Origin of the sequence: Streptomyces sp. NPDC093544, from assembly GCF_040683495.1 — a bacterium.
Classification (GTDB): domain Bacteria; phylum Actinomycetota; class Actinomycetes; order Streptomycetales; family Streptomycetaceae; genus Streptomyces.
In genome coordinates this window covers 89,393-114,229 of sequence record NZ_JBFBEA010000006.1, presented here as the reverse complement: position 1 = coordinate 114,229, position 24,837 = coordinate 89,393, and the positions used below count along the sequence as shown (strand labels likewise).

The following is a 24,837-nucleotide window of genomic DNA, read 5'->3' as shown; positions in this document are numbered from 1 at the left end:
TCGTTTCCGGGATCTCACGCCCGTGGCGTCCGGGTCCTCGCGTCGGCTTCGAACACCCGAATGGCTGCGCGCCGACGCGGAAGGGGAACCGACCCGGCCGCTACTGCAGTGCGCGGACCGCGGCCGAGAACACCGGGGGCATCCGGGACGCTGCGGGGACGATGAGACGGGCGGTGCCAGGACGGCGGCTCGCGGCCAGCAGGGCCCCGGTCAGCAACCGGTGGCGCCGGGTCAGCCGGGCCCAGGCACGCTCGTACTCGTTCGGTCGCCCGGCGGCCAGGCAGCGGACGGCGGCCCCGGCCGTCGCCAACGCGAGGGCGATGCCCTCACCGGTGAGGGCGTCCAGATAGCCCGCGGCGTCGCCGACGAGCAGGACGCGGCCGGCGGTTCTGCGCCGCACCCGCTGCAACAGCGGTCCGGCGCCGCGTACCTCCGTCGCGGCCGGGCCGCGCAGCGACGCGGTGAGGGCCGGGAAGCCGGCCAGGTGCTCGTCGTATCCGCGACGGTTGCGGCTGAGGATCGCGACGCCCACCAGGTCGTCACCTACCGGTGTCACGTAGGCCTCACCGTGCCCGGACCAGTGAACCTCCACGAAGTCCGTCCACGGCTCGACGCGGAAGTGCCGACGTAGTCCGTAGCGGCCGTGGGTGATGCCCGGCAACTCCAGCCCCAGGCCGCGGCGCACCGGGGAGTGCAGGCCGTCGGCGGCGATCAGCCAGCGAGCCGTGGTGCCCGCGGCGGTGACCGAATCCGCGCTCTGGCGCACCTCGCCGACCTTGCCCGGCAGCATCCGCACGCCCAGGTCGAGAGCGCGCCGGTGCAGTGCGGAGTGCAACGTCGTACGACGGATCCCCAGCCCGCCATGGCCGTGGAAAGGCGCTTCGGCGCGGGCGGCGCCGTCCACGTAACGGATGCCGCGCAGTTCGCGGCCGGTGACCTCGACACCCAGTGCTCGCAGCGCGGTGACACCGCCGGGCATGACGCCTTCTCCGCAAGCCTTGTCCACGGGCCCGGTCCGGGGTTCGACGACGACGGTCTCCAGACCGGCGAGCGTGGCGTGAATGGCGGCGGCCAGACCGGCCGGTCCGCCGCCGGCCACCAGGACGTCGATCACGCCGGAGCGGGCGTGGTCGACGTGACCGTGGTGGCCAGCGCCCGGTTCTCGCAGCGGATGCGCACGGTGAGCAGAGCGGCGTTGAGTACCGTGAACGCGGCCGCGGTGACCCAGGCGGTGTGGACCAGTGGCAGGGCCACACCCTCGGCGACGACGGCCACATAGTTCGGATGCCGCAGCCACCGCCACCGGTAGGGGCCGCCCGTCACCAGCGGCAGGCCGGGTACGACGATCACCCGGGTGTTCCAACGGGGGCCCAGAGTGCTGATGCACCACCACCGCAGCGCCTGGGCGCCCACCAGTACGGCCAGCATCGGCCAGGCCAGGGCGGGGACGAAGGGCCGGTCGGCCAGCCACACCTCGGCCGGGCAGGCGACCAGCAGGCCGGTGTGGAGGACGACCATCGCCGGGTAGTGGCCCTGCCCGGTCTCCGTCGCGCCGCGGGCGGTGCTCCACCGTTCGTTGCGGCGGGCGACGACGAGTTCGGCGACGCGCTCGCCGGCGACGGCGGCCACCAGTAGTACGTACCAGATCATGTGTCCACTGTCCCTCGTGTCCTTCGCGTCCTTCGTGTCTTGCGTGTCCTTCGACGGGGCGAACTACCAGCGCAGCAGGACGAGTTCGCAGGCGAAGCCGGGCCCCATCGCCAGCAGCAGGCCCGGCGTGCCCGGCGGCGGGCGGCGCCTGGCCAGGGTGTCACGCAGCACGTGGAGCACCGATGACGAGGACAGGTTGCCCACGTCGGCCAGATGACGCCAGGTCACATCGAGTGCGTCGTCGGGCAGGTCGAGGGCCTCGGTGACTGCCTCGAGGACCTTCGGGCCGCCGGGGTGGCACACCCAGGCGGTCACGTCCTTCGGCTTGATCCCGTGGTCGCCGAGGAACCCCTCGACGTCATCGGCGAGGTAACGGCGCACCACATCGGGGACCTGCGGGTCGAGGACGACCTTGAAACCGGTGTCCTTGATGTCCCAGCCCATGACGCGCCCGGTGTCCGGATACAGGTGGCTGCGAGTGTCCACGATCGTCGGGCCGGCGGTCTCGTCCGGGCGCTCCGTGCGGCCCGCGCCGCACGCGACGACCGCGGCCGCGCCGTCGCCGAACAGCCCGGTGGCGACCAGGTTGGCCATGGAGGCGTCGTTGCGCTGGAAGGTGAGAGAGCACAGTTCGACCGACAGCAACACCGCCACGTGGTCGGGTCGGCCCAGCAGGTAGTCGTGCATCCGGGCCAGGCCGGCGGCGCCCCCCGCACAGCCCAGGCCGAACAGGGGCAGCCGTTTGACGTCCGGCCGCAGTCCGAGGCGGCCGACCAGTCGTGCGTCGATCGAGGGGGTGGCGATGCCGGTGACGGAGGTGAAGATCAGCAGGTCCACGTCGGTCGCGGTCAGACCGGCGGCGTGCAGTGCGCCCCGGACGGCCTGGGCGCCCAGGTCGGTGGCGGCGGGGATGAAGACGTTGTTGGAGGCGCCGAATCCGTCCAGTTCTCCGTACTGTTCGAGGGGCAGCGTCATGTTGCGTGAGCTGACCTTCGCGCTGCGGTGCAGCCGGTCCAGGACCCGGCGGTCGGTGTTCTCGGGCAGGCAGGTGCGGGCCACCATGTCCGTGATCTCGTGCTGGGGGCGACGGTGCGGTGCGAGGGCACCATGGACAGCTGCGATCCGGGTCATACGGTTCCCGTCTGGGTTCCTGCATGGGGCCTGACTTGCTTTGCACGTGTTCCCCGGTCCGGGGTTTCGACACCCTTGATCGCCCGTCCGGCCGCTCGTCCCGAGGGCGCGGTACGCCGGCCGGGTGGGGCCGGGGCGCCTACGATCGGCCGGGTGGGCACTCCCGAGCAGTCGACGGCAGGCGGTCCGGCCGCGCGTTGGGCCGGCCGGGTGGGTGGCCTGGCCGGGTCGTGCCACCCCGGGCCTGTCGTGGCGGTCACCGTCCTGATGACCGCGCTGGCCGTGACCGCAGGGCAGAGCGCCGCGCGTTGTGTGCTGACCGGCGCTGCCGTTCTGACCGGGCAGTTGTCCGTCGGCTGGTGCAACGACGCGTTCGACGCGCGCCGGGACATCGCCGCCTGCCGCCGTGGCAAGCCCGTCGTCGACGGCACGGTCGGTGTGACGGAGGTGTGGGTGGCCGCGTACGCCGCGCTGGTGCTGTGCGTGCCGCTGTCGTTCGCCTGTGGTCTGTGGGCGGGCGCCGTTCACCTGGCCGGGGTGGCGGCCGCGTGGGCGTACGACTTGCGGCTCAAGGCGACAGCGTGGTCCTGGGCGCCCTATGCGGTGGGCTTCGCCGGCCTCCCGGCATTCGTCGCGCTGGGGCTGCCGGGACATCCGTGGCCGGCCTGGTGGGTTGTCACCGCCGGGGCGTTGCTGGGGGTCGGATCCCATCTGGGTGATGTGCTGCCGGACATCCGCGGGGACCTGGCGACGGGCGTACGGGGATGGCCGCACCGGCTGGGCCCGGACGGCGCGCGGCTGCTGCTGCCGGTGCCGCTGGTGGCAGCGTCCGTGGTTCTGGTGCTGGGACCCGCTGGACCACCCGGCAGGTGGGGAACGGCCGCGCTCGTGGTGACCGCACTGATCGCTGCGGTGGGGACGGTGCTGGGACGCCGCTGGGAGCGGTTGGCGTTCGCGGCAGCGGTCGCCGTGGCGGTGGCGGACGTGGCGTTGCTGCTGGTGCGCGGCACCGGGATCGCCTGACCGTGTCGCCTTGCCGGCCGGCTCACGCACATCCAGCACGTCGGCCGGGTGTCCCGCCTGCTACCAACCCCTGGGCTGGTGGGGGCGATCGGCCATCAGCCCGCACACGGCACACCTGCCGTCCCGCCGCTCATCGCGTGATCGTCACGACCCAGGGACATCGTGCCGGTCGTGGGCGGCCGGTGATCCGTGCGTTTCCGGGGTCGGATCGGCCCGGGCGGGGCCGTCACAGCACATCGCCCGGGAAGGCAGGAAGGGTCGGAGGAAACCCGTGCGCGGGTTGGTGCATGGGGGAGGGCCACGGGGGCGGTCGGCTCCCGGCGCGGGCATCCGGGAGGGTGAGGAAGAGGGAGCCGGTGCCGGTGAGGGCGACGAGTCGCTCCAACGCCGGGCTGGGGTGGTGCAGTTGCAGGAGGCCTCCGGCCGCGGCGGTGTGCGACAAGGCGTAGAGGAAGGCATTGATGCCGCTGGAGTCGCAGAAGGTCAATGCGGTGAGATCGACTCGATGACGCGGATGCCGTCGTACAGGCATCGCTCCAGTGACGCGTGTACCAGGGGTACCGAATTCAGGTCGATCGCACCGGTCAGGGTGACCAGCGCCCGGTTGCCCGTGTAGCGCCGGTGGACGTTCAGGATGGGTGGGGTACTCATGGGCAGGATGCCTCGGTTCACGAGACCGTGCCGGGCTCCCGGCACGGTCGTCCTGTCGTGCGGGCAGGTGAATGATCGATCCGGCAGCCGATGTTCCGGGGCGTAGGACCCAGCCGGTTCCCTTGGGGATGCGCTGGGCGACCGGACGAATGATCCGCTCTACGCAGCCATATGGGCCGAACAGTGGTGGCCCGCCGAGGTCTGGGACGTCCGCATCCAGCATAGTCGTGAGGCCGGACCCGCGGTTGGCCGCGGAGAGGAGCATCGGGATGTTTACACGGTGGTGATCGGGCGGCGCCGATGTCCTTGTGTTCTGCCGCCAGTTCCGCGGCCTGTTCTGCCCCCGACGGAGTCGTGTTGATGTCTCCTGAGGGGAGGACGGTGTCAGTGGCCGGCCGGCGCTGACATGTGCAGCAGTCGTTCGGTGATGTCCCGGTATTGCCCGAGCGTGAGCCGTAGTTGCTCTGTCCGGGGATCGGCGTCCTGGTCCTGCTGGGTTGCGCGTAGGCCGCGGCGCCGTTCTGCGAGGGTGTTGGTGAACTGGGTGGCGACGTCGTCGAAGACGGCGTCGGCCTGTTCCACCGCTTGGCGCGGGCTGTCGACGAAGGTGCTGAGGGCCTGTTGGAGGCGCACGGTGGCCTTGTCCCGTTCGCCTTGCGGGAGTAGTTCCGAGCCCGGCGTGGGATGGAGCCCGTCGGTGTTGACGCCGGGCGTAGGCGGCGCATGAGCGGATTCGGTATGAGGTGTCTGCGAGGCGCGCGGCGTCGTGGGATCCGGGCTTCCGGTCTGCGGGTGCCGCGCGTGTTCGGCGTCGTATGACATCAGGTGCTGCTTCCTTTCGTGTGGCGTCGGTTCAGTGCTGCTGCGGCGCGTGGCCTTGGGCGTCGCGAGACGGCGGACTGTGCCGGTCGAAGTCGATTGCCCGTTCGGTGACCAGTGCCTCGAAGAAGTTCCGGGCTTCGACCATGGCCTCCCGCATTTCCTCGGTGCCGCTCTGGCCGCGTGCTGCTGTGTGCATGCTGCGGTAGCCGGGGACCTGGGCGGCGTGGTGGACGGAGAGGGCGGCGAACTGCTCCTCGAACTGTTCACCGGGGAAGCCCCGGTCCTTCGCCAGGCGGGCGAGGAGCGCGTCCGCCTCGGTGACGGCCTGCTGCGGCGAGTCGATGAACTGGTCCTGGAGTTCGGCCCATTGAGCCGTGTACTGCGCGCGGGCCTCCGGAGACAGCGGTTGTTCGGTGAGGTCGCCGTGCTGCTTGACGCGGTCGCCGAGCTCCCGCTCGGCCGCCTGGGTGTCACCGTCGTGGTCGACGACGGCACGGTCGTACTCGGGTCCGAAGCGCTGCTTCAGCCCGCGCCCACCGCCGTGCCGGATTCGGCCACGTCCGACGATGAGGACGGCGACCGCCACGACGACGATCACGGCGATGATCACGATGGTGAGCATGGCTGCCTTCTCTGGCTCTCGGTTCGTGGGTCGCTCTGCTTCATTGCCGTGCCCGTCAATTCCTGTGGGCTGATTCCGAGTTGACCTGCCGGGTGGAGTTCCACGCGAGGCAGGCACCACCCGGGGTGTGTTGTCGTCAGGGCTTGAAGGCGTCCTTGGCCTTGTCGCCCGACTGCTTCAGGTCTCCGGAGACCCGGTCGGTCCTGCCTTCGCGCTGCAGTCGCCTGCTGCGGGTGGTCCGGCCTATACGTTCGGTGACCCGGCCCTTGAATGCCTGGGTCTTGTGCTTGATCGTCTGTCCGACGCTCATGGCTGTCCTCTGTTCGTTCGATGGGTTCCCGCGCGTGATGGCCGTACAGGCCGCCCTCCCCGCGGGCGGGAAGACGCCTGGTGTTGGGGGCTACCCGCGGCTGCGGCTGTACCGGCGACCGCCACCACGGCGTCCACCACTGCCGCGTCCGCGCATGGCGAAGCCGACGATCCAGACGATCAGCAGTACGGCGGCGACCCACCAAAGGGCCTGCATGGTGAAGCCGAACCCGAACACCACGAGGATCAGCACAAAGAGAAGCATCCATAACATCATCGCCGGGCCTCCAGATCGCGGCAATTTCCTGGTTCCGCGGGGTCCGGGCGAAGCGGGAAGGTGAAATGCCGCCCCGAACGATCCGGAGTGACATAGCCCTACGCCGTGCTGTCAGTCAACGCCTGGCAACAGTCTGTGTCAACGACGTGTCTACACGGGGGAGTTCCGCGAGCTGGGGAGGGGCCGTTGGGATAGACGGAGCCTCGGCGGGAGCTTCGACCGCCTCCGCCGACGGCAGGACGTGGTCCTCCCACCAGGACAGGCCCATGACGGTGGCGAGCAGGACGAAGGGGGTCGAAGCCGGAACGATCAGCGCGTACATGTGTACCGCCAGCGGTGGGTTGCGTACGACGCGGCGGGCAGCAGATGGAGGATGCCCGCTTGGGGCGCATCAAGGCCGCACCGGGAGCGCGTGGCGATGGCGAGTGCGGGAGCGGCCCGTCGGGGACGGGACAGGTTCCGGCACTGATGTGCACAGTGCGCCCCCGAAGGAGCGCGAGAGGTGAGCGACGCTGCCGGGGGCTCCTGCCGTGCGCTGCACGTTAGCCTCCTGCGCATCCCCTGAATAGATGTCAAGTGGCCATCCACTTCAGGTGCAAAACCGTTACGCGGGGCGCTGTCCGTAATTCCTTGGGCAGGGCTACGCTGTGTGAACAGGCCCCGGCCCCCGGCATTGACGCTCTGTTCCGCTCCGGGGAGGCCCGCCGTGTTCGTTCTCCTTCTCATCCTGATCGTGGCCTTGTTCGGCTTCGGCTTCCTCAACCCCATCTGGTGGGTGGCCGCTGCCGTGCTCGTCTTCGGCGTCACCCGCTACGGCCGCGATCGTGGTGGCGGCTGGGGGCGTGGCGGCGGTTCCGATTTCGGGGAGTACGGGGACTACCGGAACCGCAGGGAGCGTCAGGACCGCTGGGAACGTCGCTACACGCGTCAGCACCGGGCGCGCTGGAGGCGCGAGGACCGACGGGACCGCGAACGCCGCGGGTGACCGACGAACTGGGCCTGACATCCAGAGGTTTCGGGACGGCTTCGGCCGCGCCGGACGCGCGGAATCGTGGAGAGGCGCATGCCATGCCTCGCACAGCCGCGCTTGCCCCACAACCGTCAGATGAACCGTCCGGAAGGGGAAGGCCATGATTCACGCAGCCGATGTCCGCGAGTGGCGCAACCGCGACGTCGTCGACACCGAGTCGCACAAGATCGGTGTCCTCGAAGCGGTCTATGTGGACACCACCACCGACGAGCCCGCCATGGCCACCGTACGAATCGGACTGCCGACCCGGCACCGTCTGGTCTTCGTCCCCCTTCAGGACGCGCTCGTCGGGCCGGGCTATCTCAAGGTCGGCTATGTCGGAACGCTGGTGAAACAGGCCCCTTCGATGGGCACCGACGACGTGCTGCCCGCCGACCAGGAGGAAGCGATCTTCAAGCACTACGGCCTGCACTACCAGCCCGGCGCGGCCGGTGAACGCCAACTGGCGCGCCGCTGAACGCCTTTGGAGCCGGTGACTGCCTTCGTGAAGACTTCGTTGTGAGGTACCCACCATGCAACAGGTGACCGCGACCCGTGAAGAACAGCCGTTGTCGACGGCTGCGACTTCGGCAGGGGACGCGGTGTTGACTGTCGAGATCCTCGAACTGCGCTCCACAAATGAGCAGTTGAGCCAGGCGCTGGCCAGCCGCGCGGTGATCGATCAGGCGCGCGGCATGGTGATGGCCCTGGCGCCGTGCACCAGTGAGCGGGCCTGGGGTCTGCTGGTGGACGTGTCGCAGCACTGCAACGTCAAACTCCGCGACGTGGCTGTGGCTCTGGTCGCCACCACGACTGGCCAGGAACTCCCCGAGGCGATACGGCGCGAGTGGCGGGGCGCCCTGCGGCGCCTTCACGCGATGGGGGGGCGTTGACGACTCACGCATTTCACGGTGCGGCACCGGGGGCTGCTAGCTCAACCTTCCGGTGCCTTCGTCCGGGCCGGCCGGCCATGGGACGCTCTGCCGGGTAACCCAACTCCTGCGACGGTAAACCGTTTCCGGTGCACATCCTCTTCGGCCAGCGGCCAGCGGCCAGCGGCCAGCGGCCAGCGGCCAGCGGCCAACTGTCATTGGCCAACTGTCATCGGTCGATCTGCGGGAGCCCGGCTCGTGACCCGGAGTGGATCATCTTCTGTTCCTTTCTGGTCCTTTTCTGTTCCTTCGGTGTCAGTGACGGGTCCTCGATAGATGTGATAGTCGACCTGCATGCCGAAGAAGTCTTCCGGTGCCGCGGACCGATCGTCTCTATCGGTACGGCTGGGCCGAGTGATCCGCGATTCGCCGGTCGAGCGCGGATGGCAGCGGAGCAGAGAGATCGAACTGGGGCCGAGGTCGCTGGGCTTTTCGGCGCTCGGATTCCTCACGCTGGTACCCCTGTTGATCGTCGTCTCCGCGGCGGATCCGGAGCACGGGTTGGGGTTCGCGCAGTGGCTGGGCGACGGGCTCGGCGTGTCGAGGGCCGCCAAGGACCAGATCGGGCAGCTGTTCGCCCGGCCAGGGCAGGTGCTGCAGACCACAACTGCCTTCGGGCTTGCCGCCCTCGCCGTCTTCGGTCTGTCCTTCGGGGCGGCCGTGCAGACCGGCTACGAGAAGGTCTGGGAGCTGCCCTCGGCCCGCTGGTACGCGCGATGGCGACAGGTGCTGTGGCTCGGCGTCCTCGTCGGCTCCCTCTACCTGACCGCCACCACCACGCTGTGGCGCCACTCCCCGGCCGGCACGCTGGGCGCGACACTGAGCGCCGTCCTGTTCTTCTGGTGGTCGCAGCGGATGCTCCTCGGTGGGCGGATCGCTTGGAGCGCCCTGCTGCCCGGCGCGGCGGCGACGGCGTTGGGGCTGCTCGGTCTTCGGGTCTTCTCCCGTCTCGTCTTCTCACCGCTGATCGCCTCCAGCGCCGTCACCTACGGTCCCTTCGGAACCGTCCTGGTCGTCCAGTCCTGGCTGGTCGGTGTGGGCGTCGTCGTCTTCGGCGGTGCGCTGGTGGGCCGCCTCCTGCACGAGGAACTCCCCCGCGTGGCACAGGAGCTGAAACAGCGGGCCTGGCGGCGACGAGCAACCGATGACTGACCACTGACCACTGACCACTGATGACTGATGACTGATGACTGATCCTGCTTCGCTCCGGCGGTCGCTCGTCGACTGCCGCGCATCAAATCCCCGGCCAGGGGCACTGGGGAGCGGTGAACGCGTACCGCGCGCCCACACCATGGGGAGGACATCATGACCTCGTCTCACACACAAAGGCGTGGCCTGGCCGCGAAGTCCGCGGCCCGTACCACCCAGAACGAGACGCTGACTGCCGCAGGGCGAGCGGGCTTTATCGCGAGGGGCGTGGTGTACGCCCTGATCGGCGCCCTTGCCATTCAGATCGCTCTCGGCAGCGGCGGGGAGTCGGCTGACCGGCAAGGCGCACTGGCCCAGGTCGCGGCACAGCCGTTCGGCAAGGTGATGCTGTGGGCGATGGTGGTCGGCTTCGGCTGCATGGCGTTGTGGCGGGCGTCCCGCGCGATCCTTGACAGGGGCCCGCAGCGCAAAGCCGCTTCACGAGTCCTTGACGGCGGAAGGGCGGTCTTCTACGCCTCCGTCTGCTGGGCCACGGCGACGTATGCCGCCGGGGGCGGCCAGGGCTCCAGTGGCAACTCGCAGTCGAAGGACTGGACGGCATCGGTGCTCGAATTGCCGTACGGCCAGGTGCTGGTGGGTGCTGGGGGCTGCCTGCTGATCGGCATCGGCGGGGTACTCGCCGTCCGGGCAGCCATGCGGCGCTTCCTCAAGCAGTTGGACACCGGCAGCATGAGCCAACGTACGAAGCAGGTCGTCACCGGTCTGGGCGTGGGCGGAGGCGTGTCACGTGGCGTGGTGTTCGCCGCGGCGGGGATCTTCATCCTGGTGGCAGCCATCCGCTTCGACCCGGACGAGGCCAAGGGCGTGGACGCGACGCTCCGCAGCTTCACACAGACACCGATGGGGCCGTGGCTCCTGGTTGCCGTCGCGATCGGGCTGATCCTCTTCGGCGTCTTCTCCTTCGCCTCGGCGCGCTGGCGCCGGCTGTGAACCTTCGACTCTGCCCTTTGTGCGCACCGTGCGTGCGACTCGACCAGACATGGCGCCAGTTGTTGAGCCGCCGAGGTTTCAACTCGTCTGGCGGGGCTAGTCGGTGGACATGTCGAGACGCTACGGCGGAAACCCCGCGGGGACGGTCATCCTCATCATCGCGGACATCACTGCACTGATCCTGATCCTGTGGATCGCCTTCTACCTGTTCGACGCCAACACGGCCAACGGTACGGTCTCGTGGGTCCACGACGCGGCGAACTGGCTCTCGGGCTGGTCGCACAACCTGTTCTCCATCGACTCGGACAACTGGCGCACCGTGGTCAACTACGGTCTGCCCGCAGTCGTCTACCTGCTGATCGGTCACGCGGTGGCCGGGCGGGTAGGCCGCTCCTAGCGCCCCTGTGCCGACGCTGTCAGGACACCAGGCCTGGCAGGGGTTCGGAGTTGTCGATGAAGGCGCGGGCCAGGTCGGACAGGCGGCGGTTGTGGGCTCGGGCGTAGCCGCGTAGTGCGGTGAAGGCCTGTTCCATGTCGATGTTCTGGCGCTCGGCGAGTTTGCCCTTGGCCTGTTCGATCAGTACGCGGCTGTTCAGCGCCGTCTGCAACTGCTCGTTGAGGACCGTGCTGCGTTGGTTGGAGCGTTGCTGTAGCAGGCTGATGGTGGCGACGTCGGCCAGGGCCTGGGCGATGAGTGTGTCCGCCGGGTCGAAGGGGCCGGGGGCGGTGTGGAAGAGGTTCAGGGCGCCGACGGTCTCGTCCCGCAGACGCATGGGCAGGGCCTGGACCGCCCCGAAACCGCTTCGGTGGGCCGCTGTGACGAAGCGCGGCCAGCGGTCGATCTCCCGGGTCAGGTCGGGGACGATCATTGGTGTGCCGGTGTTGAAGCATTCGAGGCAGGGGCCTTCGTCGTTCTGGAGCTGGAAGAGCTCAAGGAGGCGTACCTGTTCCTCGGAGGCGGCCATGACGCGGAGTTTGCCGTCCCGGTCGGCGAGCAGCACCCCGGCCGCGCTCGCATCGAGCATGCCGACGCAGCGGTCGGTGAGCAGGCGCAGGAAGTCGATCAGGTCGAAGTCGGCGACCAGGTTGTCCGCCAGCTCGACGAAGGTCTTGGCCAGGAGCTGCTGATTCATCGTGACACCCTCGATTGGGACTCTTTCCGCCGGAAATGGGCGGGACATACGGCACGTTCATCGGATGGCACCGGCGCATCAAGTCTCCTCGTCCGCCTGGTCCGGCTTCGAGTCCGGGGAGAAGCGGAGCCGACGGGCCACCACGTCGGCGGCCACCTCGGCGAGTCGGCGTCCCTGCATGTAGGCGTAGGCGCGGAGCCGGACGAAGGCTTCGTCGATGCCGACGCCGAGTTGGGCCGTCAGCATGCCGGTGGCCTGGTCGATCTCCGCCCGGTAGCCGCCCAGGTCTTCGAAGTCGCGGTCCGGGACCGGCCCGCCGGCCGTCGCTCCCGTCGCGTCGATCCGCGCGTCGAGCAGGAGCAGCGTCGCGAGATCGGCGAAGGCCATGGCGTCGGCCAGTTCCTCCGCGCTCAGCATGGTCGGCACGTTGGCGTACAGGTCGAGAACTCCCGGGCTGATCGCCCCGATCTGCAGGGGGAGGGCGAAGACGGCGCGTGCTCCGGCTCCCAAAGCCGCATCGGCGAACACACTCCAGCGGTCCTGCAATGCGCCGGTCAGCAGATCGGTCGTCAGGACGGCCGAGCCGTGGGCGAAGGCGTCCACGCACGGTCCTTCGCCCAGCGTGAGCTGTAGCTCTTCCAGTTGCTCGCTGATGGCGTCGGTGCTGCACAACGGATGGCTCGTCGAGGTCCTGGACATCGCGGACAGCCCGGCTCCGCCGACCGGCAGCGCGGCCACGGCAGCGGTGCACACGTCCACCACGCCGACCCGGGCACCACGCAGGGCCGCCTGCTCGGCGACCAGCACCTGGATCCTGGCCGACCGGCTGTCGGACCTCAACCGGGCCACCGGGTCCAGGCCTCGCGGGCAAGTCCCGTCAGCCTCGCGGCGGTTCGTTCTCCGAGGGGCAATACCAGCGCACGGAACAGGGTGGGGTCGGCCGGCCGCCGGATGTCGGCGGTGAGACGGTTCAGGAAGTCCTGTCGGCTGCGGTGTGCCTCACCGTCGGACGTCTCCCGGGTTTCCCCGTAGAGATCCGCCAGCTTCCCGCCCAGGCTCTCTGCCCGCCGGCGGTTCACCCGGCGCAACCGCACCGCGGCCACACCGGACGACGCGCCGCCACGGGGCTTGCGCGGTTGCCCCTGCCCTGGTCCGGCCATCACCGCACATCGCCCGAGAGGACAGGCACGAGCGGAACATGCCGATGCGGCGGGGCCGGCCGAGTCGCGGCCGGGGCGTCCCCGAGAGGAGGTGCCGGGGGCTCGAACGGGAGGCCAAGGAGGAGGAACCCGGAGCCGGTGAGGTCGAGTAGCAGAGCCAGCATCGGTGGCGGGTAGTGCAGTCGCAGGGTCCCGCCGGCTTCGGCGGCCAGCTGTGCGGTCTGGAGGAAGGCGTTGAGGCCGCTGCAGTCACAGAAGGTGACGGGGGCGAGGTCGACGTCGATGGTGCGGATACCGTCGTGCAGGCATCGTTCCAGCGCTGTGCGCACCAGCGGCGCCGATTCCAGGTCGATCTCACCGGCCAGGGTGATCAGGGCCCGGTTCCTTCGGTCGTGGCGGTAGAGGGTGAGCTGTGGGAGGGGCATGACGCCTCGGTTCTGAAGACCGCCCGGCAGCCGACGCCGTGGTGCCGGAATCCCGGCTCCTCTTGGCGCGCTGTCGGCAGGGGCGTACGTTCGGCGGAGAGGAAGCGATGGCCGGTCCGCCGGCCTGTGTGTCAGGACAGTGACCCATCCAGTTTCCTCAGGATGCGCTGAGTCACGGACAAAAGGTCCACTCCCTGCGCCATCTGTGTCGAGCATCGACAAAGCCGCCGGGGTCTGGGACGTCCGTATAGCAGCATAGTCGTCGCCCGGTGGGATAGGCGGCCAGAAGCCGCCCATCCCAGGATGTGGACGGCGCCAAAACGTGGTACCGCGCGTATATTCCGGTGTCCTGCAGGGCACTTGAGCCTGCTGCACCAACGCGGCGGCCGACAGCCGCTCAGGTATGGCAGTCCGTCACCTGCCCGAGGAGGTGGCTTCGCATGACGGAGCCGAACGGTTCAACCCTGCGGGAGTCCGATCCCGGTGAGCCGAGCGTCGGCGTAGGCACGATGCTGCAGCCCGCACGGACCGGGCCTCAGGAACCGCCGGGGACGCGTGGCAGGACGACCATCGCGGACGGGGTGGTGGAGAAGATCGCCGGGATCGCCGTACGGGAGGTCCCCGGAATCCACGCCCTGGGCGGCGGATTCACCCGCACCATGGGCGCCGTGCGCGACCGGGTCCCGGGCGGGCACGCGGGCGTGGGGCCCGGCGTCAAGGCCGAGGTCGGTGAGAAGCAGACCGCCATCGACCTCCAGGTCGTCGTCGAGTACGGAACCAGCATCGCCGACGTCGCCGCGGAGGTCCGCGAGAACGTGATCGCGGCGGTGGAACGGATGACCGGCCTGGAAGTCGTCGAGGTGAACATCGCCGTCAACGACGTGCACCTGCCGGACGAGGACACGCCGGAGACCGGCGAGGACCGGGTGCACTAGAGCCTCGCCCTGCTGGAAGTGCTGTTCGCCTGGTCCGGGCGCAACTCGGCCCGGCTGGTGGGTGATTGGGGACGGCTCCGATCCGTCGGCGCGAGGACGGAACGCATCGCTCTGCTCAGCGTCGGCTCCCGGTTCGCCGTGTGGAGCTTCCCCGTGTGGAGCTTCGCCGCGTGGAGCTTCCCCGGGCGGACCAGCCTGACCCCACGCCGGCCGAGTGCGCGGCGAGGAAGGCAAGTCCGACGAGCATGAGACTCGTCGAGCTGAAGATCGCCTCGGTCGACGTCTCGGTTGCGTGGATGAGGAAGGCGATGAGGAAGAGCGCGGCCGCCACGAATGCCAGCATCTGTGTACTCCTGTTGATGGACGGCGAACCACACGTGATCCCGGTGGCTGCGCCGCTGTCCGCCGGGTTCCCGGGACGACGCCGATCAGTCGTACGACTCCCACGCTTGAACCGACAGCGACGCAGCGACACTGGGTCGCGAGTGGAGGCCGACGCCGAAGAGCCAGGTGCCGTGTCCCGACTCGACGCAGTGCTCTCAGCGACTCGGCTCTGCGGCCCGATCATCGGCTCGTCACGCCCGGAGAGGAGTGGACGGAACGTGGATCAGGTGGCGACGTCCATGCGCTGGGTGCCGATGACTTTGAGCAGTTGCAGCGTCCGGTAGGCGCGGGAGTCGGGTTCGGCCTGTGGGTCCGGAGCAGTGGCTTGAGCAGAATGCGCTGCGGGACTGGGTCTGGGAGGCTCTGGAGGAGCTCTCGCCGGTGTTGCGTATGCCTTTGGTGTTGCGTCACTTCGCCACCGGGGCCACGTCGTACGAGCAGATTGCGGATGCCTGTGGGGATCCGGTCGGTACGGTGCGCAGCCGGCTGAGCCGGGGGCGGGCCAAGCTCGCGGCTGCCCTTGCCGCTACGGCGGATGCTCCGCACGCAGATGCCGGGCGGCGGGTTCGGGCCAGCCGCATCGCGGCCCGGGAGATGCTCGCCCCCGCCCGGGACCGGACACCTCGGCGCGCTGCTGACGGAACGTCGGGGTGCCCACGCGGGAATTCCTCCGGTGACGTCGAGCGTGAACTCATTCACTGACCTGGAAAACAGCATGCCGTTTGTCAGGCTCCTTATTTTCCAATTAGGCATTTCCGACCGCAGTCCTGACAGCCCGACCCACCCCGGTTTATGGATTCTCAACAAGACCCTTGACGTGGAAAAAAGACCCCTTGTTAACTGGGCATGACAAGCGCGACAAGGTCACCTTTTCCCCTTGCCGGAATTTATGTACTTCGGCACGCCGCATTCAGCCCAGGAAAGGATGTTCATGGTGATGAGACTCCTGCGGTCCCTACCGCTGCTGGCGCTTCTTGCGGGGCTGCTGGCCGGTGGGACCGCCACTCCGGCGCTCGCCTCGACGACGGATGCCGCGTTCAATCAGACGAGCGGTGCGCTGAACGTCGACTACGCGAGCTATCTGGCCAAGCACGACATCGTCTACAACAGGCCCAACACCAACCCCGCGTACGGCCTGCCCGTGGGCAACGGCCGTACCGGCGCGATGGCTTGGAGCCAGAACGGCCTGACGATGCAGACGTCCGGGGTCGACCTGTCCGAGCAGTCGGCGTACGCGGCCGGGCTGGCGAATCTCACGACCAGCCCTGCGATGGACACCGGGTACTCCACCTACCAGCAGCGCCTGTCGCTGTACGACGGCACGCAGGTGACCAAGTACGACGCCAACCGGACCGTGACCGTCATGGGGTCGCCCAACTCGGAGGTGATGGGCATCCATGTGGACGACTCGCGCAGCGGGGTGTCCAGCGTCTCCTTCAACCTGAGCATGTGGGACCCGGCCACTGTCACCAACATCGCCGACGTGCCCGACCTGAACACCTGGAAGACGATCTCCACCTTCGCCGACGCGAGCGTCGCCGGGCTGAGCCGCGGTCAGGCGGACCCGAACGGGTTCGGCTACACGCTGGCGGCCACCGTGGAGGGCGCCGCGTTCACCACGCAGGTGGTCGACTCACGGACGGTGCGGGTGACCATCACCCCCACCTCCAGCTACACGATCTGGTTCACGGCATCGAGCCGGATCAACGCGCCGAACCGCGACTCGGTGGCCCAGGCGCGCAGTCAGCTGAGCTCGGTCAAGTCCACCGGTTACAGCACCACGTTGACCAACTACAAGAACTGGTGGCACGCGTTCTGGGCCAAGTCGTTCGTGCAGTATTCGGGCCTGTCCGGTGACGCCGACTATCTGGAGAACGTCTACTACCTGTCGACCTACATGATCGCGGCGGGCGGTTTCGGCAACTATCCGTCCCATTTCATCAACGGCGTCTTGCGGGTGACACAGGACAACAGCAAGTGGAGCAACGCCTATTGGTACTGGAATCAGAGAGACGTCTACCTGTCGTTCTTCGCCTCCAACCACACCGACCTCATCGACCGGCACAACAACCTCTACAACCGCAACTACAACGCGCTGAAGTCGTACACCCAGACGCGCTACGGCGTGGACGGCCTGTGGGTGCCGGAGACCATGGGCTGGGACGGCAACGCGCGCGGCACGATCAACAGCGACTACACCAAGAACGTCCTGTCCACCGGCTATGAAGCCGCCTACAGCATGTACACGCGCTATCGGTACACCAATGACGCCAACTACCTGCAGAACGTGGCCTATCCGTTCATGCGGGAGACCGCCAAGTTCTACTCGGCCATGCTGACGCGTGACGCCGCCACCGGCACATACCACATGACCAACTCCAACTCCCATGAGACGTACTGGAATGTCCAGGACGCGATCACGGACCTGGCCGCCGTACGCAGCATGTTCCCGCTGGCGATCCAGGTCAGCCAGCAACTCGGTGTCGACGCGGGGCTGCGCGCGACCTGGCAGAACGTGCTCGACCACCTGACGCCGTACGTCGTCTCGGGCGGCGTCTACCAGCCGCACCAGCCGCCCATCTCGCAGACCAGGAACAACGAGAACGTCTCGGCCGAGCTGATCTGGCCCTACGACCTGACCGGCATCGGCTCCCCGGATTACCAGACGGCGGTCAACACCTGGAACCAGCGGCCTTTCCCCTACGGCAACGTGTGGTCCAACGACGCCGTGCAGGCCGCCCGGCTGGGCCTGGGCGACCAGGCCTACCAGGGCATGAAGACCATGCTGCAGAAGTACCAGAACTACCCCAACGGCATGACCAACAACACCAACGGCGTCTTCGAATACCTCGGCGTGCACCTGACGGCGCTGAACGAGTCGCTCCTGCAGAGTTACAACGGCAAGATCCGGGTGTTCCCGGCCGTGCCCGCCGATTCGTCCTTCGTCGGCAAGTTCACGCTGCTGGCCAAGGACGGCTTCCAGGTCAGCTCCGAGCGTGAGGCCGGCGAGGTCAAGTACGTAGGGGTGAAGAGCCTGTACGGCAAGCAGGCGACGGTCGTCAACCCGTGGAGCGGTCAGCAGGTGCGGGTCCGCCGGGTGTCGGACGGTGCGATCCTCACCACCGGTTCCGGCGCCGAGATCACCTTCGCCACAACCGCCAACACGGTCTACGTGGTCGAGCGCACCGCCAAACCGCTGTCCTCGTACACCTCGACCCAGCTGACCGGCACCGCCAACCAGGACGCGAAGACCCTCAGCGGCACCGCCTCCACCCTGGGCCTGCGGACCTCGACAGTCCCGTCCGGCACGGTCAGCCTGCTCTCGCGCGCCAACTACCTGTACGTCTCCGCCGCCGACGCGGGCGCCTCGCCGCTGATCGCCAACCGCACGGCCGTGGGCAGCGCGGAGGCGTTCGACCGGGTGGACCTAGGCAGCGGGAACATCGCCCTCAAGTCGCGGGCGAACGGCAGGTACGTCACCGCCGAGAACGCGGGTGCCGCACCACTGATCGCCAACCGCGATGCGATCGGCCCTTGGGAGACCTTCCAGGAGGTCAAGAACTCCAACGGCACGATCAGCCTCAAAGCACAGGCGAACGGCATGTACGTCTGCGCCGACAACACCGGCACCTCGCCACTGATCGCCAATCGCACCGCGATAGGTCTCTGGGAGTCGTTCGACCTCATCACCAACTGAACCCGCGCCCTGACGACCGAACGGCGGGCCAACGTGCCCGCTGTTCGTGTTCCTGACGCTGCGTCAGTGCAGCAGGAGGCTCCCCGGCTGCGCCGAGAGGGTGCGATCGAGTACGAGGCAGGCGGCGCCGACCGCCGCGACGTGCTCGCCAATACAGGTGGACGTCACCGTCGTGGGATGGACCGCCTTCACGAACGGGGACGAGGTGACCATCGGCTCGATCACGGCGAGGAACGGCTCGGCCATCTGCGGCCACAACGGCCGCCGAACACGATGGTGTCGGCGTCGAGCAGGGTGGCCGCGGCGCAGACACCCCGGCCGATGCGGATCGCCCACCGCTGCACCACACCGGTGGCCGGCTGCTCACCGGCGCGCGCCCGGTGGGCGAGTTCGGCCAGGGCGAGCCGGGCGTCCTGCGGACCGGTGGGCGTGAACTCGTGGCCCAGCGCACCCATCTGAATGGCCTCGTCGACCAGGGCGCGGGTGGAACACGCGGCGCCAAGGCCGCCGACCTCGCCGGCGTTGCCGGAGGCTCCCCGCAGCACCGTGTCGTCGACCACCAGGCCCATGCCGGATCCGGTGCCCAGGTAGAAGAAGAGGAAGTTGCGGCTGCCGGCCGCCGCGCCGACCCACCGCTCGGCCACCGAGGCGGCGATGCCGTCCTTGTCGAGCAGCGAGGGGAATCCGGTCTCGGCGGCGAGTCGCGCGCGCAGCGGAACGCTGCCCCAGCCCGGCAGTTCGGGCGGGTCGACGACCAGCCCATGGTCCAGGTCGAGTGGTCCCGGCGCGGCGATGCCCAGGCCCAGGATCCGGCCGGTGTCGACCCCTGACCCATCGGTCAGGGTCCGGATCGACGCGGCCACCCCGTCCGTGACCTGCTCGGCGTCCGTGCCCAGGGGCGTGGGTTCGCTGTGCTGGGCCACGACCGTGCCCAGCAGGTCGAGCAGCACGTAGGTGAGGACAGCGGGATCCAGGTGCACCCCGAGCGCGTATCCGGCTCCGGGCACGAGGCGCAGCAGGGTGCGCGGCTTGCCACCGGCGCCGGTGAACTGCTCGCTCGAATCCTGGGTGAGCCCCTGGTCGAGGAGTCGGCGGCAGATGTTGGAGACGGTCTGCGCCGACAGGCCGGTGGTCTGGGCCAGTTCGACCCGGCTCAGGCCCTGCGGATGACGGCGGAGGGCGTCCAGAACGACCGACTCATTGAAGTCGCCCATCCGCGGCAGATTGGTGCCGCGTCTTGTCGACGTGTGACTCGTCCTCACGACTCGTTCTCCCGAGGGCGCGGATGCTCGGCGAGGGCCACCCCACCGGCCGTACATCAGATCGATGGAGGCTGACGACAACAGCCGAGCTCAGTGGCCAGGAATGTGGCAGGACGCCCGATCCCGGCCCATGCCGGGTCGGGCGCCCTGCCCGGAACGCCCCTGCCCAAGAGGCGCTCCCGTCTCAGTCGCGCAGCACTGTCCGGAAGCGGTCCACCCAGTACGCGGTGCGGTCCAGGTAGGCCGTCTGTGCCGCCTCGCCGGTCAGGCCGTAGGCGCCGTCGTACGTCAGATAGCCCTGGCCCGCGGGCGGGGTGGAGTCGGCCGGTTCGATCGAACTCCCTTCGTGCCATTCGTTGAAGGAGGTGACCGACACCCAGGTCGGCGAGCCGCCGATCGCGGGGTCGAGGGCGTTGGACCACTGCCTGTCGTACGCCGCTCCGTCGGCCCGCTCGACGGTGGGTGTCGTGTTGCCCGGCACCGCCCGGTCGTCGAGGTAACCGGGAGCGACGGACGGGGCCCAGATCAGGTTGTTCGCGCGGGCGTAGTCGCCGGCCTGCTTCCAGCCGGGAGCGGTGGCGCCCGCGATGCCGTCGTAGGTGTAGAGGCCGGAGAAGTGCGCGATCTTGGTGGTGTCGGTGGTCTGCGCGAGCACGATGCTGGTGCCCGTGACCTGGTCGAGCGCCGCCCAGTCGGTGATGTTCAGGCTCTGGAAGACGTAGTACGCCCCCTTGTCACCGTGCTCGGCGGAGCGATAGAAGGCCGGATGGCTGCCGTAGGTGCTGTTGATGTACTCGATGTCGGCGACGGTCGAAGCCGCGGTGCGGCCGGCGTACGGCTCCAGGTGCCAGGCCACCTTGACGCCTTCCTTCTGCGCAGCGTCAAGCACACCCCGGGCGAGCTGATCCTCGTAACCGCCCTGGCCCCACCAGCTGTAGACGATGACTCCGGCACCGGACTGGGCGACCCACTTCATGTGCTGTGCCACGGCGCCCGCGTAGTCGGCGGAGTCGTAGGGACCCAGAGCAGGGTAGAAGTCGGCGCCGACGTCCTCGGGCGGTGTGCGGCCGCCCTGCTGCCAGTGTCGCCAGCTGCCGTTGACGGCGGGGCTGCCGTACCAGGGGTAGTAGAAGAGGTGCACGTCCGGGGACAGTTCACTGGAGGCGGGCTCGGTGCCCAGGGTGAAGGTGTCGATGTCGAAGAGGGATCCGCTCCCGCCGGTGAATCTCAGGAACAGTGGGCCGGAGGCGGTGGCGGTGAGTGTTGTCGAGACCGTCGTGAAGGTCTCCCAGCCGCCGGTCACCGGCACTGTCACCGAGCCGAGCAGCGTGCCGGTGGCCGAGCCGGAACGGATCTCGATGGTGCCGCCCGCGCCCGCTGAGGAGACCTTGGCGGAGAAGGACGAGGCGCCCGCGGTGGGTACGGAGGCGTATCCGGCCCAGTCGCCGTTGTCGATGTAGCCCAGGGTCTGGCCGCCACTGGCCGGTGCGTGGCCCGCGGCCTGTACGCCGGAGCCCGATGTGAAGGACTCGGCCTCGACCGGTCCGGTACTGGGCGCCGCGGAGCAGTCGGCCGCGACCTGACCGGCCGTGTAACGCACGGCGCCGAGCAGCAGGGAACGGAAGGCCGGGTCGCTGTAGGACTCGATCGTGTGGCCGAGGCCGGTGTAGAAGGAGCGGCCCGCACCCTGGCTGTGGCACCAGGTGATGGGGTGGTCGGCGCCCATCTCGCCGCCGCTGTAGGTGGTTTCGTCCAGGGTCTGCAGGACGCGGACGTTGGGGCGCGGATTCGTGCGGTAGTTGTACAGCTCGTCGGTGCGCGTCCAGGTGGCGCCCAGGTGCGCGGTCGCCGGATGGCTCCGGTCCTCGTTCTTGACCGTGGCCTGTTGGATCGCGGGGTGGCTCTGGAAGTAGGCGCCGACGAGCTGGCCGTAATAGGGCCAGTCGTACTCGGTGTCGGCGGCCGCGTGTACCCCGAAGTAGCCGCCGCCGGAGTCGACGTAGGACTCGAAGGCGGTCTGCTGGGAGGCGTCGAGGACGTCGCCGGTGGTGTTGAGGAAGACCACCGCCTCGTAGCCGGACAGGTTGGCGGTGGTGAAGGCGCCGGCGTCCTCGGTGGCGGTGACGGTGAAGTCGTTCTGCTGGCCCAGGTCTTGAAGGGTGCTGATGCCGGCCGGGATCGCGTCGTGCCGGAATCCGGCGGTCTTGGAGAACACGAGGACGTCGAAGGGCGCGGCCTGTCGGTCGGAGGCTGCCTGAGCCTGGCCGAAGGGGGTCAGCAGCGCGCAGGTCAGTGCCATGGCGAGGAGCGCCGGGCCGCGGCGCAACCGCCGTGTCAGACGGGTCATGGTCAACGCCCCTTCCGCGCCGAGGCGCCGAGCGTGAAGGTGTCGATGTCGAAGAGGTATCCGCCGCCGCCGGTGAAGGTGAGGAACAGCGGCCCGGTTCCGGTGCCGTTGAGGGTTGTGGTCACGGTGGTGAAGGTCTCCCAGCCGCCGGTCGCCGGTACGGTCACCGAACCGAGCACCGCCCCGGTCTGTGAACCGGAGCGGACCTGGATGGTGCCGCCCGCGGCGGCCGAGGAGACCTTGGCGGAGAACGTCGAGGCGCCCGCGGTGGGTACGGAGGCGTACCCGGCCCAGTCGCCGTTCTCGATATAGCCGAGCGTCTGTCCGCCACTGGCCGGCGTGTGCGCGGCGGCCTGCACGCCGGATCCGGAGCTGTAGGACTCGCCCTCCCACGTCGTGTTGGTGGGGGTGCTGGTGCTGAAGGTGAACGCGTCGATGTCGAAGAGGTTCCCCTGGCCGGTGGGACCGTGGAACACGAGGAACAGTTCGGTGCTGCCGGACGGGACCGCGGACAGCGAGGTCGAGACGTCCGTGTACGTCTCCCAGCCGCCGGTCACCGGTACGGTCACGCTGCCGAGCAGCGTCCCGGTCGTGGATCCCGCGCGGATCTCGACGGTGCCGCCGGCCCCGTTGGAGGCGACGCGGGCGGAGAAGCGGTTGGCCCCGTTCAGCGCGTACGGCTCGAAGGAGATCCAGTCGCCGTCGTCGGTGAAGCCGACCGTGTTGCCGCCCTCGGCCGGGCCGTGCCCGGCGACCTGGATGCCCGACTGGGCGGAGAAGTGCTCGGCCTGGCGGTGCCGGGGTTGCAAGGTGCGCGTGGAGTGTGTGGTCAGACCGCCGGAGTCGGTGTACTCCGCGTCGAAGACTCCGTAAAGGTTGGCGGCGCTGTCGTGTTCGCCGTCGGCGGGGACGGTGAGGGTGCCCGTGCAGCCGGTGGTCGAGGTGATGGCGTGGGTGTGGCTGTCGTGGCCGAGGAGATAGGTGAGCTTCACCTTGGAGCAGTCGATCGTGCCGTCCTCGGGGTCACTGACCTGGATCTGGAAGGGGACGGTGTCACCGAAGGAGAACAGCTGCCCGTCCAGGGGCTGTTGCAGCGTGACCGTCGGAGCGGTGTTGCCGGCGGTCACCACCAGGCTGGCGGTGCCGGTGAGGCCCTCGGGGTCCTCGACGGTGAGGGTGGGCTGATAGGTGCCCGCGGCGGTGTACGTGTGGCTGGGGTTGGCCTGGGTGGACGTAGAACCGTCACCGAAGTCCCAGGAATAGGTGAGCTGTTGGCCCTCGGGGTCGGAGCTGCCCTGCGAGGAGAACTGCACGGTCAGCGGCAGCCCGCCGGAGGTTTTGTCGGCGGACGCCTGGGCGACCGGGTTGCGGTTGCTGCCCGCGATGTACTCGATGCGGTACAGGCCCTGGTTGCCGCTCCCGGTCCCGTAGTCCAGGACGTACAGCGCGCCGTCGGGTCCGAAGTCGCTGTCGATGACCTGGGTGCCGTCCCACGGAACGTCCTCGATCGTGCCGTACGAACCGTCGCTCTTGACCTCGATGGCCTTGATCCACTGTCGTCCGTACTCGGCGGCGAAGAACCGGCCGTCGAGGGACTCCGGGAACTTGACCGATGAGTTCAGGTTCGGGTCGTAGCGGTAGACATCGCCGCCCATGGGTGACTCGGACCCGGTGCCGAACTCGGGAGGCGAGCCATCGAGCCCGTACTTGATCCAACTCGGCTTTGCCGGAGGCAGTTGGGCCTGGCCGGTGTTGCGGAAGGAGTTGTTGGCCGGACCGCTCGCGCAGTCGTACTTGGCGCCGGAGGGGCCGCTCGGGAAGGTGTACTCGTTGTACGTCTCACCGGTGGTGTTGGTGCCGGTGCAGTACGGCCAGCCGAAGTTGCCCGGCGCGGTGACGCGGTCGAACTCGACCTGGCCGCCGGGGCCGCGGCTCGCGTCGGTGGTGCCCGCGTCGGGGCCGTAGTCGCCGAGGTAGACGACTCCGGTGGCGCGGTCGACGGACATGCGGAACGGGTTGCGGAAGCCCATCGCGTAGATCTCGGGGCGGGTGTTCGCGGTGCCGGGTGCGAAGAGGTTGCCGGTCGGCACGGTGTAGCCGCCGTCGGCGGTCGGCTTGATACGGAGCAGCTTGCCGCGCAGGTCGTTGGTGTTGCCGGAGCTGCGCTGCGCGTCGAACTGCGGGTTGCGGTCGGTGCGTTCGTCGAGCGGCGCGTAGCCGGAGGAGTCGAACGGGTTGGTGTCGTCGCCCGTGGTCAGGTAGAGGTTCCCGGCCGCGTCGAAGTCGATGTCGCCGCCGACGTGGCAGCACTGCCCGCGGTCGTTGGCGACTTCCAGGACGACCTTCTCGCTGGCCGTGTCGAGGGTGCCGTCGGTCTTCAGCGTGAACCGCGACAGGTTCAGGTGCCCCTTCCAGGGCTCGAAGTCGGCGGCGGTTCCGGTGGCCGGGGCGTCGCCCGCGGGGGTGCTGAGCGTGGGCGAGTAGTACACGTAGACGTACCGGTTGGAGGCGAATCCGGGGTCGGCGGCGATGCCTTGCAGACCCTCCTCGTCATGCGTGTAGACGTTCAGCTTGGCGGCCTGCTTGGTGTTGCCCGCGGCGTCGGTGTAGCGGATCGTGCCGTCGCGTGCGGTATGCAGGACGGACCGGTCGGGGAGCACGGTCAGCGACATCGGCTCGCCCATCTCGGCTGCTCCCGAGGCGAGTTGTACCTGCTGGTAGTCGGCCGGCGGGAGATCCGCCGGTAACGCCGTGGCCGCGGGCGCAGCCGTGGCGGCTCCGGCCAGGATGAGTGCGAGCGCAGTGAGCATTCTCAGCCCTGCGCGAGGGCGCCGAGACATGGGGGGTTCCTTCCTGACGTGCGGGTTGTCAGGCATGGGCGCGTTCCGGCCGCGCTTGCCGCGTGCATCAGCCGTACTGGGATGCGAAT

28 protein-coding genes are annotated in these 24,837 nt (G+C 68.9%); 10 read left to right on the top strand and 18 right to left on the bottom strand.

What is annotated here, in order from left to right:
- Positions 1–100: 100 nt before the first annotated feature.
- The 3 genes from AB0N66_RS10525 to AB0N66_RS10515 form a co-directional block, all read right to left on the bottom strand.
- Positions 101–1,114 carry an FAD-dependent monooxygenase gene (locus AB0N66_RS10525; RefSeq protein ID WP_365431130.1) on the bottom strand — a complete coding sequence of 338 codons (1,014 nt, stop codon included), beginning with the start codon at positions 1,112–1,114 and terminating at the stop codon, positions 101–103.
- A complete protein-coding gene (locus AB0N66_RS10520; RefSeq protein ID WP_365431128.1) occupies positions 1,111–1,650 on the bottom strand; it encodes an isoprenylcysteine carboxyl methyltransferase family protein in 540 nt (179 codons plus the stop codon). Before AB0N66_RS10520 ends, AB0N66_RS10525 begins: the two co-directional genes overlap by 4 nt.
- Positions 1,651–1,713: 63 nt before the next feature.
- Positions 1,714–2,781 carry a 3-oxoacyl-[acyl-carrier-protein] synthase III C-terminal domain-containing protein gene (locus AB0N66_RS10515; RefSeq protein WP_365431126.1) on the bottom strand — a complete coding sequence of 356 codons (1,068 nt, stop codon included), beginning with the start codon at positions 2,779–2,781 and terminating at the stop codon, positions 1,714–1,716.
- Between the two features lie 153 nt (positions 2,782–2,934).
- Here AB0N66_RS10515 and AB0N66_RS10510 point away from each other — a divergent pair, with 153 nt between their 5' ends.
- Positions 2,935–3,804, top strand: a complete 870-nt coding sequence (locus tag AB0N66_RS10510; RefSeq protein ID WP_365431124.1) for a UbiA family prenyltransferase — start codon at positions 2,935–2,937, stop codon at positions 3,802–3,804.
- 226 nt (positions 3,805–4,030) lie between these two features.
- Here AB0N66_RS10510 and AB0N66_RS10505 read toward each other — a convergent pair whose 3' ends face one another.
- The 6 genes from AB0N66_RS10505 to AB0N66_RS10480 form a co-directional block, all read right to left on the bottom strand.
- On the bottom strand, positions 4,031–4,291 hold the full coding sequence (locus tag AB0N66_RS10505) for an STAS domain-containing protein (RefSeq protein WP_365431122.1): 261 nt from the start codon (positions 4,289–4,291) through the stop codon (positions 4,031–4,033).
- Positions 4,288–4,455, bottom strand: a complete 168-nt coding sequence (locus tag AB0N66_RS10500) for a hypothetical protein (RefSeq protein ID WP_365431120.1) — start codon at positions 4,453–4,455, stop codon at positions 4,288–4,290. The genes AB0N66_RS10505 and AB0N66_RS10500 overlap by 4 nt, the downstream gene beginning before the upstream one ends.
- A 384-nt stretch (positions 4,456–4,839) precedes the next feature.
- Positions 4,840–5,277 (bottom strand): hypothetical protein, encoded by a 438-nt coding sequence (locus AB0N66_RS10495; protein ID WP_365431118.1) that lies wholly within the window; start codon positions 5,275–5,277, stop codon positions 4,840–4,842.
- Between the two features lie 31 nt (positions 5,278–5,308).
- Positions 5,309–5,899: a hypothetical protein gene (locus AB0N66_RS10490; RefSeq protein WP_365431116.1), complete on the bottom strand. Its 591-nt coding sequence runs from the start codon at positions 5,897–5,899 to the stop codon at positions 5,309–5,311.
- Positions 5,900–6,035: 136 nt separating this feature from the next.
- Positions 6,036–6,209 carry a CsbD family protein gene (locus tag AB0N66_RS10485; protein ID WP_365431115.1) on the bottom strand — a complete coding sequence of 58 codons (174 nt, stop codon included), beginning with the start codon at positions 6,207–6,209 and terminating at the stop codon, positions 6,036–6,038.
- A gap of 90 nt (positions 6,210–6,299) precedes the next feature.
- A complete protein-coding gene (locus tag AB0N66_RS10480) occupies positions 6,300–6,473 on the bottom strand; it encodes a hydrophobic protein (protein WP_365431113.1) in 174 nt (57 codons plus the stop codon).
- 718 nt (positions 6,474–7,191) lie between these two features.
- On the opposite strand from AB0N66_RS10480, the gene AB0N66_RS10475 reads away from it, so the two are divergent.
- The 6 genes from AB0N66_RS10475 (at position 7,192) to AB0N66_RS10450 (ending at position 10,962) form a co-directional block, all read left to right on the top strand.
- Entirely contained in the window at positions 7,192–7,470 is a 279-nt protein-coding gene (locus AB0N66_RS10475; RefSeq protein WP_365431111.1) for a hypothetical protein, read from the top strand.
- Positions 7,471–7,615: 145 nt separating this feature from the next.
- Complete coding sequence (locus tag AB0N66_RS10470) at positions 7,616–7,972, top strand: PRC-barrel domain-containing protein (RefSeq protein ID WP_365431109.1); 357 nt, start codon at positions 7,616–7,618, stop codon at positions 7,970–7,972.
- A 55-nt stretch (positions 7,973–8,027) separates the two neighbouring features.
- On the top strand, positions 8,028–8,387 hold the full coding sequence (locus tag AB0N66_RS10465; RefSeq protein WP_365431107.1) for an ANTAR domain-containing protein: 360 nt from the start codon (positions 8,028–8,030) through the stop codon (positions 8,385–8,387).
- A gap of 333 nt (positions 8,388–8,720) precedes the next feature.
- The gene (locus AB0N66_RS10460) at positions 8,721–9,578 is read left to right on the top strand and encodes a ribonuclease BN (protein WP_365431105.1); all 858 of its coding nucleotides are present in this window, start codon (positions 8,721–8,723) and stop codon (positions 9,576–9,578) included.
- A 153-nt stretch (positions 9,579–9,731) separates the two neighbouring features.
- On the top strand, positions 9,732–10,565 hold the full coding sequence (locus tag AB0N66_RS10455; RefSeq protein ID WP_365431103.1) for a DUF1206 domain-containing protein: 834 nt from the start codon (positions 9,732–9,734) through the stop codon (positions 10,563–10,565).
- Between the two features lie 109 nt (positions 10,566–10,674).
- Entirely contained in the window at positions 10,675–10,962 is a 288-nt protein-coding gene (locus tag AB0N66_RS10450) for a hypothetical protein (protein WP_365431101.1), read from the top strand.
- A 19-nt stretch (positions 10,963–10,981) separates the two neighbouring features.
- Here the strand turns inward: AB0N66_RS10450 and AB0N66_RS10445 are convergent, their stop codons facing one another.
- From AB0N66_RS10445 to AB0N66_RS10430, 4 genes are all read right to left on the bottom strand, one after another.
- The gene (locus AB0N66_RS10445) at positions 10,982–11,698 is read right to left on the bottom strand and encodes a GAF and ANTAR domain-containing protein (RefSeq protein WP_365431099.1); all 717 of its coding nucleotides are present in this window, start codon (positions 11,696–11,698) and stop codon (positions 10,982–10,984) included.
- A 78-nt stretch (positions 11,699–11,776) separates the two neighbouring features.
- A complete protein-coding gene (locus AB0N66_RS10440; RefSeq protein ID WP_365431097.1) occupies positions 11,777–12,538 on the bottom strand; it encodes a GAF and ANTAR domain-containing protein in 762 nt (253 codons plus the stop codon).
- Complete coding sequence (locus tag AB0N66_RS10435) at positions 12,535–12,858, bottom strand: hypothetical protein (RefSeq protein ID WP_365431095.1); 324 nt, start codon at positions 12,856–12,858, stop codon at positions 12,535–12,537. The genes AB0N66_RS10440 and AB0N66_RS10435 overlap by 4 nt, the downstream gene beginning before the upstream one ends.
- The gene (locus AB0N66_RS10430) at positions 12,858–13,283 is read right to left on the bottom strand and encodes an STAS domain-containing protein (protein WP_365431093.1); all 426 of its coding nucleotides are present in this window, start codon (positions 13,281–13,283) and stop codon (positions 12,858–12,860) included. The genes AB0N66_RS10435 and AB0N66_RS10430 overlap by 1 nt, the downstream gene beginning before the upstream one ends.
- A 440-nt stretch (positions 13,284–13,723) precedes the next feature.
- Between AB0N66_RS10430 and AB0N66_RS10425 the strand changes: the two genes are divergently transcribed.
- Complete coding sequence (locus AB0N66_RS10425; protein WP_365431091.1) at positions 13,724–14,218, top strand: Asp23/Gls24 family envelope stress response protein; 495 nt, start codon at positions 13,724–13,726, stop codon at positions 14,216–14,218.
- A gap of 115 nt (positions 14,219–14,333) precedes the next feature.
- Here the strand turns inward: AB0N66_RS10425 and AB0N66_RS10420 are convergent, their stop codons facing one another.
- Positions 14,334–14,561 (bottom strand): hypothetical protein, encoded by a 228-nt coding sequence (locus tag AB0N66_RS10420; RefSeq protein ID WP_365431089.1) that lies wholly within the window; start codon positions 14,559–14,561, stop codon positions 14,334–14,336.
- Between the two features lie 431 nt (positions 14,562–14,992).
- Between AB0N66_RS10420 and AB0N66_RS10415 the strand changes: the two genes are divergently transcribed.
- Positions 14,993–15,304, top strand: a complete 312-nt coding sequence (locus AB0N66_RS10415) for a sigma factor-like helix-turn-helix DNA-binding protein (protein ID WP_365431722.1) — start codon at positions 14,993–14,995, stop codon at positions 15,302–15,304.
- Between the two features lie 229 nt (positions 15,305–15,533).
- Complete coding sequence (locus AB0N66_RS10410; RefSeq protein WP_365431087.1) at positions 15,534–18,299, top strand: carbohydrate-binding protein; 2,766 nt, start codon at positions 15,534–15,536, stop codon at positions 18,297–18,299.
- A gap of 63 nt (positions 18,300–18,362) precedes the next feature.
- On the opposite strand, the gene AB0N66_RS10405 is transcribed toward AB0N66_RS10410, so the two are convergent.
- The 4 genes from AB0N66_RS10405 to AB0N66_RS10390 form a co-directional block, all read right to left on the bottom strand.
- Positions 18,363–18,545: a hypothetical protein gene (locus tag AB0N66_RS10405; RefSeq protein ID WP_365431085.1), complete on the bottom strand. Its 183-nt coding sequence runs from the start codon at positions 18,543–18,545 to the stop codon at positions 18,363–18,365.
- Complete coding sequence (locus tag AB0N66_RS10400) at positions 18,521–19,513, bottom strand: ROK family transcriptional regulator (RefSeq protein WP_365431083.1); 993 nt, start codon at positions 19,511–19,513, stop codon at positions 18,521–18,523. Before AB0N66_RS10400 ends, AB0N66_RS10405 begins: the two co-directional genes overlap by 25 nt.
- A gap of 232 nt (positions 19,514–19,745) precedes the next feature.
- Entirely contained in the window at positions 19,746–21,908 is a 2,163-nt protein-coding gene (locus AB0N66_RS10395; RefSeq protein WP_365431081.1) for a ThuA domain-containing protein, read from the bottom strand.
- A gap of 2 nt (positions 21,909–21,910) precedes the next feature.
- Positions 21,911–24,748, bottom strand: a complete 2,838-nt coding sequence (locus tag AB0N66_RS10390) for a carbohydrate-binding protein (protein ID WP_365431079.1) — start codon at positions 24,746–24,748, stop codon at positions 21,911–21,913.
- Positions 24,749–24,837 lie beyond the last annotated feature (89 nt).